This is a genomic window from Mycobacterium parascrofulaceum ATCC BAA-614 (assembly GCF_000164135.1).
In the GTDB taxonomy this organism is placed as follows: Bacteria; Actinomycetota; Actinomycetes; order Mycobacteriales; family Mycobacteriaceae; genus Mycobacterium; species Mycobacterium parascrofulaceum.
The window spans coordinates 1-762 of record NZ_GG770649.1; the positions used below are offsets into that span (position 1 = coordinate 1).

Annotated in this window: 2 pseudogenes; both read left to right on the top strand. The window is 62.9% G+C overall.

Annotated features, from left to right (window positions below):
- Positions 1–341, top strand: a pseudogene (locus HMPREF0591_RS30055) (alpha/beta hydrolase); the annotation flags it as partial.
- Between the two features lie 132 nt (positions 342–473).
- Positions 474–762 (top strand): annotated as a pseudogene (locus HMPREF0591_RS30060) (hypothetical protein); the annotation flags it as partial.

Below are 762 nucleotides of genomic sequence, written 5' to 3' on the forward strand. Positions count from 1 at the left end.
GGGACGTGTACGAGGCCACCGACTACTACCGCACGCCGCGCGGCCAGAAACCCCACGGACTGAACCGGTCAGTGTTCTCCCATCAAACCACCGCGGTCGGGTGGGATGCCTTCCACCGCGCCGAGGTGCTACTCACCCAACCGATGATGGTCGTCGTCGGTGACAAGCCGGGAGCCTTCGGCGCCTACAACGACGGCTGCGAGATCATCCGCCGCGCGGCCTCCACGGACAAAGAACTCGTCGTCATCGAGGGCTACTCCCACTACGACCTGTACGACAAGCCCGAACCCGTCACACAGGCGCTGGCCAAACTCGTCCCGTTCTACAAGAAGCACCTCTAAACCCGTGGCACGACTGAACTTTCCGTTGAACTATGGCTCCGTCACGGACATGACCGCGACGACATCACCGCTGGCCACACCCACTTTCCTCTGCCTCTCCTCCAGATAACATCCGACATGCAATCGCTGACCGACCCAGAGATGGCGATGCGGATGATCACCCCCGGGCCGATGGGCTTCATCGACCGCTTGCCCGAGCCGGGGGGCCCACCGGACTGGTTCGACGCGGCTGAGTTCGACTGCTACGTCACCGAGTTCACTCGGACCGGGTTCACGGGAGGGCTTAACTGGTACCGCAACTTCGACCGGAACTGGCAGATCTTGGCCAACCCGCCGGCGCCCACGGTCAGCGTGCCCGCACTCTTGATCGCCGGAACCAACGACCCGGTACCACACCCGGCCAATCGAACAATGAATCCAT